This is a genomic window from Pseudarthrobacter sp. fls2-241-R2A-168 (assembly GCF_030209335.1).
Classification (GTDB): domain Bacteria; phylum Actinomycetota; class Actinomycetes; order Actinomycetales; family Micrococcaceae; genus Arthrobacter.
The window spans coordinates 191,436-208,339 of record NZ_JARVSG010000004.1 but is presented as its reverse complement, the minus strand read 5'-3'; the positions used below and the strand labels follow the sequence as shown (position 1 = coordinate 208,339).

General features: G+C 65.2%; 12 protein-coding genes. 5 read left to right on the top strand and 7 right to left on the bottom strand.

From position 1 onward, the window contains the following. Positions 1-31 precede the first annotated feature (31 nt). The 4 genes from QRN11_RS02895 to QRN11_RS02880 all read left to right on the top strand — a co-directional run bounded on the left by QRN11_RS02895 (position 32) and on the right by QRN11_RS02880 (position 5,826). On the top strand, positions 32-1,228 hold the full coding sequence (locus tag QRN11_RS02895; protein WP_285249802.1) for an ROK family transcriptional regulator: 1,197 nt from the start codon (positions 32-34) through the stop codon (positions 1,226-1,228). A 169-nt stretch (positions 1,229-1,397) separates the two neighbouring features. Beyond that, positions 1,398-1,781 carry a hypothetical protein gene (locus tag QRN11_RS02890; RefSeq protein ID WP_285249801.1) on the top strand — a complete coding sequence of 128 codons (384 nt, stop codon included), beginning with the start codon at positions 1,398-1,400 and terminating at the stop codon, positions 1,779-1,781. Next, complete coding sequence (locus tag QRN11_RS02885) at positions 1,774-3,837, top strand: DUF8189 domain-containing protein (RefSeq protein WP_285249800.1); 2,064 nt, start codon at positions 1,774-1,776, stop codon at positions 3,835-3,837. Before QRN11_RS02890 ends, QRN11_RS02885 begins: the two co-directional genes overlap by 8 nt. Positions 3,838-3,966: 129 nt before the next feature. After that, positions 3,967-5,826, top strand: coding sequence for a DNA/RNA non-specific endonuclease (locus tag QRN11_RS02880; RefSeq protein ID WP_285249799.1), 1,860 nt, complete (start codon positions 3,967-3,969; stop codon positions 5,824-5,826). A gap of 54 nt (positions 5,827-5,880) precedes the next feature. Here the strand turns inward: QRN11_RS02880 and QRN11_RS02875 are convergent, their stop codons facing one another. From QRN11_RS02875 to QRN11_RS02845, 7 genes are all read right to left on the bottom strand, one after another. After that, positions 5,881-6,111 carry a hypothetical protein gene (locus QRN11_RS02875; protein ID WP_091416562.1) on the bottom strand — a complete coding sequence of 77 codons (231 nt, stop codon included), beginning with the start codon at positions 6,109-6,111 and terminating at the stop codon, positions 5,881-5,883. Positions 6,112-6,149: 38 nt separating this feature from the next. Next, a complete protein-coding gene (locus QRN11_RS02870; RefSeq protein WP_285249798.1) occupies positions 6,150-7,478 on the bottom strand; it encodes a S8 family serine peptidase in 1,329 nt (442 codons plus the stop codon). Positions 7,479-7,511: 33 nt separating this feature from the next. Further along, positions 7,512-9,095, bottom strand: coding sequence for an alpha/beta hydrolase (locus QRN11_RS02865; RefSeq protein ID WP_285249797.1), 1,584 nt, complete (start codon positions 9,093-9,095; stop codon positions 7,512-7,514). A 42-nt stretch (positions 9,096-9,137) separates the two neighbouring features. After that, on the bottom strand, positions 9,138-9,794 hold the full coding sequence (locus QRN11_RS02860) for an AfsR/SARP family transcriptional regulator (RefSeq protein ID WP_285249796.1): 657 nt from the start codon (positions 9,792-9,794) through the stop codon (positions 9,138-9,140). Positions 9,795-10,086: 292 nt separating this feature from the next. After that, positions 10,087-10,710: a hypothetical protein gene (locus QRN11_RS02855; protein ID WP_285249795.1), complete on the bottom strand. Its 624-nt coding sequence runs from the start codon at positions 10,708-10,710 to the stop codon at positions 10,087-10,089. Positions 10,711-10,758: 48 nt separating this feature from the next. Further along, positions 10,759-11,568 (bottom strand): hypothetical protein, encoded by an 810-nt coding sequence (locus QRN11_RS02850; RefSeq protein ID WP_285249794.1) that lies wholly within the window; start codon positions 11,566-11,568, stop codon positions 10,759-10,761. 619 nt (positions 11,569-12,187) lie between these two features. Beyond that, entirely contained in the window at positions 12,188-15,574 is a 3,387-nt protein-coding gene (locus QRN11_RS02845; RefSeq protein ID WP_285249793.1) for an nSTAND1 domain-containing NTPase, read from the bottom strand. A 153-nt stretch (positions 15,575-15,727) separates the two neighbouring features. Here QRN11_RS02845 and QRN11_RS02840 point away from each other — a divergent pair, with 153 nt between their 5' ends. Continuing rightward, positions 15,728-16,468: a hypothetical protein gene (locus QRN11_RS02840; RefSeq protein ID WP_285249792.1), complete on the top strand. Its 741-nt coding sequence runs from the start codon at positions 15,728-15,730 to the stop codon at positions 16,466-16,468. The last annotated feature ends 436 nt before the right edge of the window (positions 16,469-16,904 follow it).

Here is a 16,904-nt window from a genome sequence, read left to right as displayed (position 1 = left end):
AAGTTGTTTTGAGGAAAAACGGGAGGACGACATGACGGTGGAACGGGTGCCGGCGAGCCTGGGCGGGGCGACCTCCCACGGGCACCTCCTGGAGCTGATCCGGTCCACCGGCGGGTTGTCCCGCCAGCAGTTGCTGGCCGCCACCGGCATGTCCCGCGCCACCTTGTACGAGCGGCTGGAGAGCCTGCTGCGCCGTGGATTCATCTACGAGGCCGAATCCTTGGAGGCCACGGGCGGACGCCGCTCGCGCAAGATCCGGTTCGATGACCGGGGCCGGGTGGTGCTGACCATCGCCCTTGGCCAGACGCATGCCACGGTGTGTGTCACGGATATCCGCGGCGAGGCCTTGCGCTCGATCACCAGCACCCAGGACATCAGTGGCCCGGCCGGGTCCGTGCTGGCACCCCTCATTGACGCCGGGAAAGCCCTGCTGGCCCAGGGGTCCGGCGAGGTTTTGGTGGGGGTGGGCGTCAGCCTGCCCACACCGGTTGAAGCGGAGACGGGCTACGTTGCGCACGCCACCACCATCCCCGGCTGGCCCCGCGACGCCGTGGCACGGGCGGTAACGGACGCCTGGAATGTGCCCTTCGCCGTCGAAAATGATGCCCGGGCGGCCGCGCTGGGCGAACGCGTCAGCGACGCGGAAACAGTTGTGTACGTCAAAGTGGGAACGGGCATCGGCTGCGGCATAGTGGTGGAAGGGTCCATCCTGCGCGGAGCCCGCGGCGCGGCCGGCGACATCGGGCACATCCGGATGGCGGAGGATGGTCCGCTGTGCCGGTGCGGCCGCCACGGCTGCCTGGCCGCGTACAGCTCGGGCCGCGCAATTGCAGAGCGCCTGGGCGGGCACGGGCCCTCCAGCCTCAATGCGCTCAGCGAGGCCGGCCGTGCCGGGGATCCCGCCGTCACGCCGGCACTGACCTCCGCCGCACGTGTGCTGGGCCTGGCGCTGTCCGCCACCATCACCACACTGAATCCGGACCGGCTGGTTATCGGCGGCATCATCGGCGCGGTCCCGGCCTTCGTCGAACAGGTCAGCGCCACGGTGATGTCCACAGTGGTGGAGCGCATCGCGGACGGGCTGGCCATCGAGGCCGGCGATCCCGGGGACCGTTCCGCATCGCAGGGCCTGGTCACCCTGGTGATGCGAAAGGTCTTCTCCCCCGGGGCGATCGACGCCGGAACCCACGAGGCAGGCGCGGGCACCAGTGTGACTGCTTCGGCTTAGGCTCCCTTCATAGAGAGCAGGGTGTACGACGGCGGCACTTGCCGCCTCCGCACGCTCACCCCATCGCATCATCCGCCACGCATCCACCCCCGGCCGGACCAGTAACGGTGCAGTAACGCGCGCCTGATGGACTCATACCTGTGGTTCCCCCGCGTGTGAGGCCGGTGTGATGAGGCAGCCCTGGAGTTCGGTCCGGATGGCGGGCCTGGCCCTGGACGTGCCGGCCCAGCTTGCCCCGTCGGAGGAGCACGGCATCGAAAGCGGCGCCGCCACCCTTGAGGGCGCCGGCATGCGGCTGACTGTGGATGCCAGCCCCTTCGCCGACCCCCTCACCCGCTACGCGGACAAGCCCGGCTACGAGCATTGGCAGGAGGCTGTGGCCAGCCAATCCGCTGACTTTGTGGTGTTTGAAGAGGAGGGCACCCGCACCGTTGCGGTCGCCATCCCCGGCCGCGCCACCGCCGTCGTCCATCAACCGGCAGACGGTGAAAGGGACGTCGCCCTGCAGATCCTGCGAAGCATCCGTACTGATGAAGGAGAGTCTCATGTCTGAAGAGCAATACCCCGCCGCCCCGTACCTCGCGGCGGTCTCAAACACGGCCGCGGGTGAAGGCAACCCGGGCTTCGGCAAGGTCCAGGCCTACCTTGAGCGGTTCGGCTACCTCGCCGAATCCACCGCACGGGACATCGGCGTCCTGGACGACCCCACCGAAGGAGCCCTGAGGAACTTCCAGGAGTTCTTCCACCTGCCGGTCACCGGCGTGTTCGACGACGCCACCCGGGACGCGATGATGCAGCCCCGCTGCGGGCTTCCGGACATGCGCGGCGACGGCCTGGCCTTCTCCACCGCGTGTGCCTGGGGCGACCGGACCCTGACGTTCGCGTTCGACACCGGAACCGACGACGTCGGCGGCACCGCCGAGTTCGACGCCATCAGGCGGGCCATCCAGACCTGGCAAAACCTGGGCGGACTGACGTTCACCGAAGTGGCCCTCGGTTCCAGCCCCGACATCCGGATCGGATGGCGGCCCGCGGCGGACCCGGACCATTCGATGGTGGGCGGCATCCTGGCCCACGCCGACTTCCCTCCCGGCTGCAGCGTCATCACCAACACGTTGCCCAAGCCGGTGCACTTCGACGACAGCGAGCACGTGTGGAGCGTGGGCGCAGTGGCAAGCGCCTTCGACATCGAAACGGTGGCACTCCACGAACTCGGCCATATCGTGGGCCTCTTGCACTCGAGCGTTGCGAATTCCGTGATGGCACCCACCGTGGCATCCAACTTCACCAAACGGGCCCTCACCCAGGACGACATCGACGGATACCGGGCGCTGTACCCGGCAGCGCCGCAGGCCTGGTCCGGCTGGAACTCCCTGGGCGGCACCCTCACCTCGGACATCTCCGTAGGCAACAACAAGGATGGCCGGCTGGAAGCCTTCGTCCGGGGCACCGACGGAGCTGTGTGGCACCGATGGCAAACCGCGCCCAACGGCAACTGGTCCGGCTGGGCCTCCCTGGGCGGCGTGATTACCACCGAGATCGCCGTGGCCAACAACCAGGACGGCCGGCTGGAAATCTTCGCCCGCGGCACCGACAACGCTCTCTGGCACATGTGGCAGACCACCCCCAACGGCAACTGGTCCGGCTGGAATTCCCTGGGCGGCGTGATCACGGGGCCGCCGGCCACCGGACGCAACGCGGACGGCCGCCTCGAGGTCTTCGCCCGCGGTACCGATGGCGCTGTGTGGCACCGGTGGCAGACTGCGCCCAATGGAAACTGGGCCGGCTGGGCTTCCCTGGGCGGCGTGATCACCTCCGAGATCTCCGTGGGCAGGAACGCGGACGGCCGTCTCGAAATCTTCGCCCGCGGCACGGATAACGCCCTCTGGCACCGGTGGCAGACAGCACCCAACGGCAACTGGGCCGGCTGGCAGTCCCTGGGCGGCGTGCTCACCTCCAACATCACCACCGGCAGCAACGCCGACGGCCGGCTCGAGGTCTTCGTCCGCGGCACCGACAACGCCCTGTGGCACAAGTGGCAGACAGCACCCAACAGCGGCTGGTCCGGCTGGGCCTCCCTGGGCGGCATCCTCACCTCCGATATCGCCGTAGGCAGGAACGCGAGCGGACGCCTCGAGGCTTTCGTCCGCGGCACGGACAACGCCCTGTGGCATATGTGGCAAACGGCCCCCAACAGCGGCTGGTCCGGCTGGGCCTCCCTGGGCGGCATCCTCACGTCCAACATCACCGTGGGGAACAACGCGGACGGCCGGCTGGAGGTCTTCGTCCGCGGCACGGACAACGCGCTGTGGCACATGTGGCAGAACAGTCCTTTCCTGACCGAAGAATCCACCGGCGCTTCCGGCGCTGCTGCCATGGCGGAGGAGGCAGGCGCCGACGCTGCCTCCGCGGCAGTGGTCCCCGAAACAGTGGACATGCCAACCGGCACCATGGCCGGGAGCGTGACAAACAACGGCCACAAGCAGCCCGCAGCGGCGGCCATGCCCGCCGGGGTTATGGACGCCCCAGCCAAGGAGCCCACGGGCAAGCCCGGCACGCCTGACAAGGAAGGCGCCATGCCGGCCCTGGGCATGTCCGTCAGCGCCTGAGCAGGCGGGTGGCAGGAACCGTAAGGTACGACGGCGGCCCGCGGCCGCCGTCGTACGTCACCTCCGACGCACCCCGGGATGGCCCGCCGCGGCCGGCAGTAAAAGGCACCACCAGGAAATGGACATGGCATGAACACCACCGACCGCCCCGCCCCGGAAGCAACACCTGACGAAGAGCAGTTGCTGGCTTCGCTGCGGCAGTTCATCCGGACCAGAGGCGCCGCCTACCTTGAGGATCCGAACATCACTTCGATCGGTGTGGGCCACAAAGTGGTTGACGGTGTGTCCACAGGCGAGATTGCCCTCCAGTTCACGGTGGGTGAGAAGGCGGCGCCGGAAGCCCTGGAGGCCCTCAACACCACGCCCATACCGGAAGCGATCGTGGTGGACGGGGTTGCCGTGCCCACTGATGTTATTGAGCGGAACTACCGTCCCTCGTTCCGGGCGGTCGCCGAGGTGGAGCCGCCGGCCACCAAAGTCCGGCTCGATCCCATCAGGCCGGGGGTCAGCGTGGGCCACTTCCGGTCCAGCGCCGGCACCATCGGCTGCATCGTGTATGACAGGCACGAGGGCACACCCATGATCCTCAGCAACTGGCATGTGCTGCACGGTGAGTCGGGCGCCCTGGGCGACGCGGTGGTGCAGCCGGGCCCGCACGACGACAACCGGGTGAGCGCCAACGGGCTGGGCAAGCTGGTGCGCTCCCACCTGGGCGTCGCCGGAGATTGTGCTGTGGCAACCATCGAGGACCGCGGATTCACTACCGCGATCCAGTCGTTGGACGTGACCCCGGATCAGCTCGGCGAACCCGAAATCGGTGACAAGGTGGTCAAAAGCGGCCGCACCACGGGGGTGACCCATGGCAAGGTGCGCCGGGTGGATGTGATCGCAAAACTGAGTTACGGGTCCGCGGGGACCCACGCCATCGGTGGCTTCGAAATCGGCCCGGACCCGGACAATCCCCCGGTGGACGGGGAAATCAGCCGCGGTGGGGACTCGGGGTCCGTGTGGATTTTCAAGACCCCTGCCGGAGGGCTCACAACCGTTCTGGCGGGCCTGCATTTCGGCGGGGAATCGGGCGACAGCCCTGACGAGCACGCCCTGGCCTGCCTGCCCCAATCCGTGTTCGAAAAGCTGGAGATCACCCTCCGCCCGCCGGCAGCTCCTGAGGCCGCCGAGGATGTTCCCGAAGGGTTCGGCAGTGATTTCCTCGGCCCCCACATCGGCCTGCCCACCCTTGCCGCCGGCCTGGACAGTGACGCTGTCCGCCTCGCAGGCTCGGAGGTCATCCCGTACACCCACTTTTCACTCTCGATGAGTAAGTCCCGGCGGTTTGCCCGCTGGGTGGCGTGGAACATCGACGGCGCCGGCTTGGTAAAACTTAGCCGGACCGGCATCACTTTCATCAAGGACCCCCGCGTCCCGGCCGACGTCCAGACAGGTGACGAGCTGTACAGCGGCAACCGGCTGGACCGTGGGCACATCGCCCGCCGCGCCGATCTGGTCTGGGGACAGCCCGACGAGGCGGCCCGGGCCAACAAGGACTCGTTCTACTTCACCAACATCACCCCGCAGATGGACGATTTCAACCAAAGCAGCAAGAACGGGGTCTGGGGACGGATCGAGGACGCGGTGTTCGCGGACGTCGACGTCGACCGCCTGAAAGTCAGTGTGTTTGGCGGGCCCGTCCTCCAGGACGATGACCGCGCGTATCGGGGCATCCGCCTGCCGCGCGAGTACTGGAAGATCATCGCGTTTGTGGAGCAGGGACAGCTCAAGAGCAGGGCCTTCCTGCTGACCCAGAACCTCATCCAGGTGGAAGCGCTCGAACTCGACGAATTCCGGGTTTTCCAGGTTGCCGTGACCGAAATCGAGGAACGGACCAGCCTGCAGTTCGCGGAAACGCTGCGGCAGGCTGACACGCTCGTGGTCCCGGACTCGGTGGGTGACCGGCGGCCGCTGGAGGATCCGTCGGACATCCAGTGGTGAGTACATCCAGTGGTGAGCCATCCAGTGGTGAGTCACCAGGGGTGTGCCGTTCGCCTACTGGATGTCTGCCTCCGGGGGCGGCAGCCGGTATCCCAGGTCCTCGTCCACGGACTGCACGCCGTGCACGGACTTCAGGGCGGGCAGGCTGTCATCCTCAGCGGACCCAGTGATGAAGCCCATCTGCAGCACCTGCTCCACCTGCATGCCGCGGGCGCGCAGGGCGTCCGCGACATCGGCGATGGCGGACACGTGCTCCGGGTCCACCGTGATGTTGATGTTGACCATGCTTCAGATTATCCTCATTGCGGTACGTACAGCGGTGCTCACAGCGGGGCGATGACCAGGCCGGAGCCAACGTCCAAAGACGGTGCCATCAGCCGGTCGCATTCCTGGACCAGTGAAGACCAGAGTTCCCGGCCACGGAAGCCGGTGGCCTGTGCCCAGAGGGCGGCAACGCCCGCGGCATGGGGCGTTGCCATGCTGGTGCCGCTGATGCTCCGGTACCGGGTAGGCATGGGCCAGGACGAGTAGACCTGCCAGCCGGGGCCGGCAACGTCAACCTGCCCGCCGCGCACCGGCAGGCTGCGTGCGGAGAAGAAGGCAACGTCCAGCTGATGGTCCAAAGCGCCCACAGCCATGATGAAGGGGCTGTTGGCCGGGGTGCCCACAAAACCGAAGTTGCCCTGGAGCCGCTTGGCGTTGTTTCCGGCGGCCGCGATGATCAGCGTCCCGGCGTCCAGTGCCCGTTCGCCGGCCGCCACATAGGGCGGGTGGACCTGTGGCACGTCGGCTCCCAGGGACATGGAAATAATGGCGCAGCCGCTGGTCACCGCCCAGTCGATGCCGGCGAGGATCCCGGCGTCGCTGCCTGACCCGGCGTTGCTGAGCACCTTGCCGGCGAAAATTTCCGCCTCGTAGGCCACGCCGTAGCGCGGCCCCGTGGACGGGGACTTGGCGCCGCAGGATGTGCCGATGCAGTGCGTGCCGTGCCCGTGTCCGTCCGTGGCGGGTTCCCCTTGGATGAAGGAACGGATGGTGATGTTGCGTCCGGCGAAGTCCGGGTGGGTTGAGTCGAAGCCGGTGTCCAGGACGGCCACCTTGACCCCGCGCCCGGAATACTGGGATGAGTGGGCCTGGACCGCCTGCAGCCCCCACGTGAACTGGGCCGTGTCCTGGAAGATGGGCACCGTTGGGGGTGCCGCCACCGCCGCGCCCTGACCGTTTCCGCCGTTAAGGCGGGTGTCCAGGTCCAGGACAGCGTCGCGGTAGCCCCTGACGTATTCTATGGGGCCTGCCGGGAGGACGTGGTGGATCAGTTCCGGCGATACGGACAACACCGCCCCCTGCACCGCTTCGGTGCTCTGCAGCGCGCCGATCTGCTCCGGCGCCGCCGAAACCACGGCGATGCCCAGGGAACTGAAGAACGTGGCGTCCGCGCCGCTGGTTTCAGAGACATCCACTTCGCGGTCCTTGAAGTCACGCGAGTCCGCCACGTTGGACAGTCCTGCCGATTCCAGCACCGAGGAGGGGCTGCCCTCTTCCCGGGCAAACACCACGATGAACCGGCCTGTGGTCTCGGCGCCGGAATAGTCCGCCTCCGGGATGGACCCGGACGCGTTCTCGGACGCTGGGAAGGAATTGGGGTTAATCATTTCAGGTCTCCTTTGAGCGGGGGATGGATGGTGTTAGAGGACCAGTGTCCTGGGGGTCACCGTCAGGCGGAGGCCGGCTTTTTGTCCGAGGAGGCTCCTGGACACGACGGGAACGGGAATGAATCCCTGCCAGCGGTTCAGGGTGGGGTCGGTGTCCTTCAGCTGGTCCTCATCGCCCGCGTCCCAGTTGCGAAGGGCGCCAGGAATGGTGCTGTTCCACGCTGCCCAGGCCTTGGGCAAGGGCCGGGCCTCAGAAGGCGGTTCGATGTCCACCAGCAGTGTGTCCTGCCAGTCCTCGGTCTGCTCCAGGTGGTCGGCAAAGAAGAAGTGCCCGTCCTTTTCGATGATGGACATCAGCGTCAGCTTGAGCGCCTGGCGCAGGCGGGGTACTTCCTTCCCATCGACGCGTGGCCGTGGGGCCGCGGACGAAAGGAACGTGGTCAACAGCGGGACCGGTGAGTCGATGGGGTCCCCTTCTTTCCAGTGCTCGATCTGGACCGGGCAGAAGTGGGCAGCACTTTGTTCGTGGACCAGGACGGGAAGCCCGCGGATGGCCAGGCCCACGTCGAGTTGGTACTCGACTTCCGGCGGGTCGGCCCTGCCCACGGTGAAGCCCACCAGTTCCACCTCAACTTTGAGGTCGCCGAAGAGGAAGCGTTGGAGGTTCTGGTAGCCCTCTTCTGAGTTGACGATGCCGTAGCGTCCGCTGTGGCTGCGATGCACCACGGCCACCACCGCGCCTTTGACGGCGGCATTGTCGATCTGGACCAGCCCGTCGCTTCGGGCACCCACCGCTTTGGAGGACAGGCCCATGGCGACGTCGTAGTCCTCAGGGTTGGACCCCACCAGGCAGAAGAGTTCGTCCACGGGGAACCCGTCGTCGGGCATCTCGGTGGCGTGGAAGCTTTCGCGCGTCCGGATCCGCCGGAGCGCTGGTGGCGTGAGGTATTCGTACATGCGGTCAGGGCCGAAGATGTCTGCCCCCTGGAAGCGTGTGGCGTCCCGGAGTTTCTCGAACAGGCCCAGGCCGACGGCGAACCGGATTCCGCCGTGCGGCGTGGCATACGTGAACACTCTGGCGACGTACCTGGCGCCGGCCGCGGGGTCGATCCCGCCGTCGTCGCCGGCCAGGCTTTCGGGGATGACGCGCTGCAGGAGTGAGCGGCAGATGAGTCCTCCCATGGAGTGCGCCACAAGGAAGACCTTGGGGGCACCGGTTTTCTCCAGCACGAGTTTGATCATGCCGAACAGGTCCTTTGCCGCTTCCTCGAACGTGAAGTTTTCGGCCTCCTCATCGAAGGTGTCCGCCGCGTCGTCGTAGAAGCGGTGGATCCAGATCGACGCCGGATTCACGGACTTGGCGTCCGCGCTGTTCAGGAAGGCCGAGTGGTCCCCATGGACCGGCACCTCGTAGTGGTGGTCTGCCACCAGGCGCAGCATGGGCGACTCGAACTGGTGGAATTTTGCCCGTCCGCCGCCGTCGGCACGGACATGGACCGAGCCTTGGCTGAACCCGTAGAAGGGGTCGTCAACAGCACTGTTGATCGCGGAGCCGGTGCCCGCAAACCCGCGGACGTAGATTACCGGGAGCCGGCCGTCGTGAAGGGTGTTTCCCATGGAGAGAGTGGAGCACGGGAGCCGTTACGGCTGCGTTACTGCCTAGGTGGGGTTGAGCGCGGCCCGCCCGCCCAGCAGGGAACCGGCGGCTGCAATCAGGCGGTCCGCCACCGGACGGGCCTGGCGGTCAAGGAGGTGGGCCACGAGGGCGGTGAGGGATCCGGAGGGCAGGAGACCCATGTCCTTTTCCAGCTGCTCCCGGTACCGTTCGTAGGCCCGCAGGGCTGCGCCGGGATTTTCGCGCTGCAGTTCCGCCGCAACGAGCCACGAAACGGCACGCTCGTAGAGGGGCTCAATTTCCAGTGTGCCGTGGGCAGCTTCCGCTGCCGTTTCACAATCACCTGCGGCGAGGGATTTCCGCGCCAGCAGGGCGAGGGCCTGGAAACGCTCCTCCGTCAGGCGGTTCTGCGCGAAGACCACCCAGTCCTCGTACCAGCCGGGGAGCAGTTCAGCGTCGCGCAGGTCATGCAAAAAGGCGGCGCCGTTCCCCGTGTGCCGGTCTTCCTGGAGAGCCTGGATCTGGGCCCGGACGCGCTGCACATCAACGTCCACCCGCTCGTCCAGGGACAGCATGGCTCCGCCGTTAACCAGCAGCCCGGGCACCTGGCGGGAAATCAGGTGCACCGTGACGCGCAGGCTTTCCAGTGCCCTGGCGTCAGGGTACTCCGGCCATAACAGGCCGCTCAGATACCCCCGCATGCCAGGTCCATGCACGGCCAAGGCAGCGATCAGCCGTTGCTGGCGTGTTGCAACATGGAGAATTTCGTCGTCCCGGCGAAGCCGCCAGGACCGAAGTAAGTCCAGTTTTAGTTCCCCACAGCCCACGGTGCCCATGGAAACCTGATTTCCGATTTGTCAAAAGGATGAGGCAGGTATGAATGAGCATCCTCAGTACGAACAGTGCTGTCAATAAGCTGCTACCCCCTTCTTCGATAGGGAGAGTGCACTCTCTCCTGCCGGTCAAAAAAGGTGTCATAGGGGGAAAGCCGCTTTACCTTCGGGTTGGAGCAACTTGCCGTGGGGGTGCTCCCACTGCAGGCGTTCCCGTGGTGGGTCTGACGGTGGTGGTCACAGGCGCCGGCGTAGCGGTCCCTGAACTTGCCGACGGCGACGGCGACGGCGGGAACGGAGAGGTGGTCGACGGCGACGGCGCGGGCCCGGACATGGAACCTGTGGTGGGTGGCAGGGTTGCATTGCCGGCGGTGGCGGCCCCGGGCGCTGGGAGCGGGACTGAAATCCCCTTCCTCACTGATCCTTCCGGAGCGTTCGGTTCGGCCACGGTTACTTCCAGGTTGGCCTCCCGCAGTTGGGTGGTGGTCCATTCCCCGCGCACCACGCACGCTTTACCTGGCTTCAGGATTCCCGTGCAGCCGTTGAAAATGACGCGGAACGCCGTGTTGTTTAGGCCGACGTCGGGCACGCTCACGTCAGAATCAGTGCCGTTGGTGACTTCGATCGACTCAACAGTGCCGGCAACAGCAACGGGGTTGGTCTGCGCGGCCTGGACTATCCAGGTGTCCTCGCCAATCCGCACCCGGTTCTCAACTACCGGCTGTGAGTCCTCCGTATTCCGGGCACCGCCGGATGGACCTGTGCAGGAAGATAGGACGCCCACGCCAAGTAGGCATGCAATGCACATTTCCATTGCTGAATGTCTCAACTCTCAGCCTCCTGGAACGAATTCGACTCGATATTCCGGATTTTCTTCCAGGACGATTGCCACACCGCTCTCGCGCCGCCAGCCTTCGGGAAGAAGAAAGAATTTGTCAGCGCTCCTGGTGACAAACTTCAATCCCGTGTATTTGAAGTGATATTTCGCGTCCGGGTCCGGAATCCTGTCCTCCCGGACCGGGCTCGCCAGAGCCAGTGAGTGGACGCTGTAAACAACCACGGAGGGGCGTTTAGCCAGCTCTCGTTCATATTCGCGGGACCTGCCTGTACCCAGCGCCGCGGCGTAGAGCGAGCAGGCCCAGAACAATGCCAGAACCACCAGCAGCACAGTGCACACGTAGCCGAGTTTCTCCCACATGGGCAGATATCTGAGCCTTTGGCCGCTCGGTGCGGCCAGCCTCCGAAGGACCCAAAAGGCGTAGGCGCTTACCGCAACGCCGCTGCCCAGGGCAACCGGTTCAAAGAGGAAAGGGGAGACGAAAGGAGGTTCCTCAAACATCACCCACACGCCAAGCGTGGTGACCAGAACGCCCGCAAAGAGGACTATCCACGCCCCGAAGAGAATGTACCTGTGTACGCCGCCCCGGCCGATGATATTGAGTGTAAGGGCGTGAATTCCAATACAGACAACACTGATGAGAAGTATGGATATCGCAGGCACAATGATCGCGTCGGCGCTTCGCAGCAGATAGTCCACGGTGGAGTATTCGAGAATGCTTTGATCTATGCCGAAATAGGCGGTGCGGGTAGCCGTCATGGTCCAGCCGAACCAAAATGCCAGCGCGGTGGCGACAGTGGTCAAGGGCGCAATAATGGCAAACCACTGAATTATTGAGTGGCTGAGATCCACCCCCGTTGTGGGGGCTGAAGGCGACTTCCGCCGGACAGTGTTAAGCCGGGCGGCTGCAGGCATGGGCGATCCACGGCTGCGCTGCGCGTCCGGCCGGCGTACTGGAACCCTGCCCGAGTTCACTCTTGCTCCTCATGCCTGGTAGGCATTTCGCATTTGCTCACACAGGCCGTTACTAGGGCGTTACTGCATCGGGCGGCGGTTGAGCCTGGCGAAACCCTGGCCGTGGCTGAGCCTGTCGAACGAGACATTCACAGCACTCTGTCAATCAGTGGCCCGTCGGTCCTGCCGCCGATCAGTTAACTGCTGCCGCACTAGTCCGCTCTGGCTTACGGGCGCTCGTGTGTCTCATAACTAACGATGAGTACTCGATTTTGCCTGAGGGTTGCAATACATAGTTACGAGAATTGCCCTTGCCACCGCACATCCAGCACTCCGCCGAAAATCTGTGACTGTGCAGATGAGGGGATTGTTCACTGGTTGCGACGTCTCGTTTCTCCAGGGTTTCGAGCGGCACTGTCACCTTGACACTGATTCGATCCTATGGGGCGTCTCGAACGTACAGCCGCGGTCACTCGCGGCATGCCGGGGCGTAGGGCCGAGCCCCTAAGAGCTCCCCCCACTCCTGTTGGGTCAGTATTCGTCCCGCGATCCGACACGCGCGCTCCTCCCACGCCGTCGGCTCGGCGACGATCACTTGAGTGTTCCCGTCAGTCTGTTCGAGTAGGAGCCTGCGCTCGTCCTCCTCTTCGAGGAACGTGCCTTTGCTGGTGAAAGTGTCGGTGCGAAAATTCGCCGACCAATCGCCGAGGTCCCACGTCACCATCGCGCCGTCTGCTCCGGCCGTCACCAGCTCACCGGTCGACCGGAACTCCGCTGCGGTGACCTCGCCCTCGTGAGTGCGAAGATTCTCCGCGACGTTGCCAGTCCCGGTGTTCACCACCACCACGCGGGTGCCGGCTGGGATGGCGATTTGATGGCCGTCAGGACTGAAGTCCGCCACGGTTGGAGTCGCTGGCAATGGGACCGTGATAGGTGGCGTTGCCCCGGAAACATCGACGATGCGGACCGCGAGTAAGCCGTCCCGGAGTGCAATTCGACGGCCGTCCGGGCTGACGGCCAGAAGCCCGTTGCCGGCAATCTGGTCGATCGCCTTTCCCGAGGACGTATCAAACACCATGGTGGGTCCTAATCGACTGGCGTACAGCCGCGAGCCGTCCGGCGCAAACTTGACCGCGCCGAACTGTCCGACCCACCCGGAGGGGCCGGGGTCAGAGCTGTTCACGTCCAGGTCCAATAGCATCGGGTCCCCAGTGCCGGCACGCCAGAGGGCGACGCTCCCGGACGATTCGATCCAGGATGTCGCCTCCAGCGCTGCAAAGAGGAATCCGTCGGTGGAGTATTCAACGTCTGCCGCCGCCTCAGGCAAGCCCTGGTAGGTCTTCAAGCCGGCGCGACCCCCGTAAGCCAGATCGAGCGTTCCCGTTCGTCCACGATCGCAGGGGAGGGCGTTGCAGAGTCCCAACGCCTGGCTGAATGCAACGGTGCCCGAGACAGGGTCGACGGCGGTTGCCGCCACCATTCCTCCGAAGGGTGAGTATTCGCCGAGCTGGGATCGATTGGCGAGATCGAATAGCCGTAAATCGTCGTCACTGTCGATCACTGATGCTCGGGTTCCGTTCTTTGCGAGCGACATGCTCGCGGGCGTCACTCCGTCTTCCTGAATGCGGGTGATGCTCGTGACCCGGGGTGCCCGCGCGAACACCCGCACGAGGTTGGTACGTGTCTCGGTGCTGTCCCAGATCTGGATGGCCTCCACCGCGAGCAGCAGCGCTCGATCGAAGTCCGGATCCTCCAGCGCGGTCGCGGCAACGCGCCGCGCCTCTGCGACCGTTGCACGCTCGCCGGCGAGACTTGCCTGGAACCCTGCCACAAGACTCGCCGTGATAGCAACGATCGCGAGAGCCACTGCGCCGGCAGACACCCAGGACAGTCGGCGCACCATGCTGCGCTCCTTACTTAGCTGTCTCTGGGTAGCCGCCAGTCCTGCGGTCTCAGCAGCTGCGCAGGCTTCTAGGAACTCTCGCTCAACCACTGTGAGCGCGGGCTTGACTGCATCCCGCCACTGCTGGGCCGCCGTTTGGCGGCCGCCGCGATAGAGCTCGCCGTTTGGGCGCCCCATCGCATCCCAGGCGGTGGCTGCGGAACCAAGATGCCGCATGATCCGTTGGCCCTCGATATCATCGGCTAGCCACTCCTTCAACCGTGGCCATTCTCGTGCAACCGCTTCGTGGGATAGCTGAACCGACTCCTCATCGGTGGTGAGCAGGCGGGCATCGACCAGTCGATCGACGATCTTGGCATGGTCCTCGTCGATTGCGATCCGCGTGCGCTCGATCCGACGGGAAATCACCACACCGTCTGCAGATGCTTCGACGAGACGGAGAAGGATGTCGCGCAGCAGCCGCGTGCCCTCCGGGGAGAGCGCGCCGAAGACCTCTTCCGCGGTCTTCGCGACGGCACCGTCGATCTCACCGGATGCCCGATACCCGTCGACGGTCATGACGCGGCCCTCGCGCCGTAACCACACCTGGTGCAGGGCGTGGGACAACAGTGGAAGGTTTCGCCCGTCGGCGTCGCGGATAAGGATCTCGACGAGGCCTGGTTCCAGGATGAGTCCAGCCTGATCCGCCGGCTTCTCGATCACGGCACGGAGTCCTTCGGGGCTCAGCGCGGTCAGCATGAGCATGTGCGATTGGATGATCTCGGCGAAGCCTTTGTGTTCAGCCAGGTCTCCCAGACGGTCCGCGCGGATGGTGACGACGAGCATCCCGCGGAAAGCCTCTCGCGACAGAGCGTCGAAGAACTTCATGATCTCGGCGGGGTCGTCCGCGGCGAACGCCTGTTCGCATTGATCGACGATGAGCAGCGAATCCCCGGGGCGTCGAACTACGTCTCGAAGGGCCTCGAGAGGACGCTCGCCGGGCGTTACTATGACGACCTGCGTGCCGCGTGCGGTGAACTGGGCGGCTATCCCGGCCCTAACGAATGAGGACTTGCCGAGGCCCGACGCGCCCGCGATGAGGAGCACGCCGTGTTCATCAAGCGCCCGCAGTGCTCCGGTCAGCTCCTGCGCGCGACCGAAGTACCACTCGGCATCCGTCACGCCCGCGGGAGGCAGGCCGAAGTACGGACACTCGGAGCTCCCGGCCCGCAATACCTGGGCGGACAGTAACGAGGGATCCTGCCTGAGAATGGCCTGCTCCAGTTCGGCGAGCTCTGTGCACGGATCCAGTCCAAGATCGGCAACAAGGAGTCCCCGCGCCCTGCGTACGGTGGCCAGCGCCTCCGCTTGCCGGCCCTGGCGGTACTGCGCCACGCTCAGCATGACCCATCGCCGCTCGCGCAGCGGAGCTTCGGCGACGCGGGTGCGCGCTAAGGCGGCGACCTCCTGAACCTCGCCGGCTTGCAGCCGCGCATCGAGGAGTAGCTCCTCGGCTCCGAGGCGGATCTCCTCAAGACGGCCGGAGGCGATCTGAGCCGGCCCCCAATCGATGAGTTCGACGAACGCCTCACCCCTCCACAGCGCGAGGGCCTCCGAGTACGAGTGTGCGGCACGTTCCGGCTCACCAAGCTTCAGCTGTTGGGAACCCCGACTGACGAGCCGCTCGAACTGGTCGGCGTCGACCTCGATATGGTCCGCGGTCAGCCGATACCCGAACGGGGTCGTTTCGATCCGTGCAGGCGCGATGAGCCGACGCAACCGCATGATGCAGCCCGGAATCACCTTCGACCATGAGGCCGGCAGATCAACGCCCCAGAGCGCCTCGGCGAGGGATTCGACCGACAAAGATGAGCCCAAGCGGACCATGAGCGCACCGAACACCACACGATCGCGCGGTGCCAAAGGAATCCGATCGTCATCGAGCGTCAGCGCTCCAAGAACGCGTACCTCCATGAGGCCACGTTCCGCCCTGACCCCACATCCGTCAAGTCGGCTGATATCGGGACGATACCGCGTTTTTGGGCGCCGGTATCCTGCTGATACCGGCGTGTTCTTCACTGGTGGAAACAGCCACGGCGCTGCATGGATCGAAGTAAAGGACTTGACATGTGGACTTCAAACCGGCCCTCCCGCGTCACTCACGGCGGGCGCTCACACCCGATCGGTGTCGCCGTCGCAGTGCTGGGGTGCATTGGCCTCTCCGCGTGCACCGCCGCCGAGGCGCCCTCCCCCACATCGACTACGGAGGCTCGCACCGTCGCACCGTTCCCGGAGAGCGGCGTCATCGACGCCGGCACCTACCTCGTGACCGGCTACCCGGTGCCCTTCGAGATCACCGTCCCAGACGGCTGGGTGACGTACGACGGGTCGGGCCTGGGCAAGGACGACCCGGATCTCCCGGATGAATGGGATGTCGCCGTGACTTTTTGGCCCGCCACCCATGTCCCGACGGACGCGTGCGCCTGGAGCGGCGCGCTCGTCCAGGTGGATCCGACGGCTGAGGCGTTCGTCGATGCGATGACGGCGCAGGCGTCAACGGTAAGCACCCCTCCGGTCAAGGTCATGGTGGGCGACTACTCCGGCTTCGAGTTCGACCACGCCGTCGAGAGCGACGTCGACATCACAGCCTGCGATGGCGGCAAGTTATGCATCAACTCGGATTTGGCGCAGGACTGCGACGGACGCGCGTACAGAAATGTGGGCGAGCGCGAAACCTACCGGGTGGTCGACCTGAACGGCGAACGCGCCGTGATCACGGTGGGCCAACCCCCCGAATCGATCAATCCGGATATGACGAGAGAGGCACGCGCCATCTTCGACTCAATTGTGTTCAGGTCCGACAAGTGACCGGCTGATGCGATAGGCGATCCGGCCTGCGGGCGCCGGCTCCTTCTCTGAACCCATCTGGTGTCTCATAGCCTCGGTGTTTCGAAACGCTAGGGATACGAGACGTCGTAAGTGTTCGATTGAATTGGCCGAAAAGGTTGACCCCGGTCCCCGGTGACCACATTGGTCGTTGCGGTACTTTCGGTCCCTCGTCTAAGGGCATTCGCCGCTGGGAAGCACGCATGGGCTCGAGCAACATCCTGACATCCAAGCACGCTGCTTCCATGGAAAAAATCTCCTGTGAAGAAACCGGAACCAGCGCAGTAGTCGTAGGCATAATGTGCAAATCGACGACGAACAGTCAGACGCGGCAAGATCTCTCGGGAACGACGTCACCACCTCATACTCGGCATACGGGCGAGTCATGGTCGCGGCAAGAGCCTTGCGCACTCCCCTG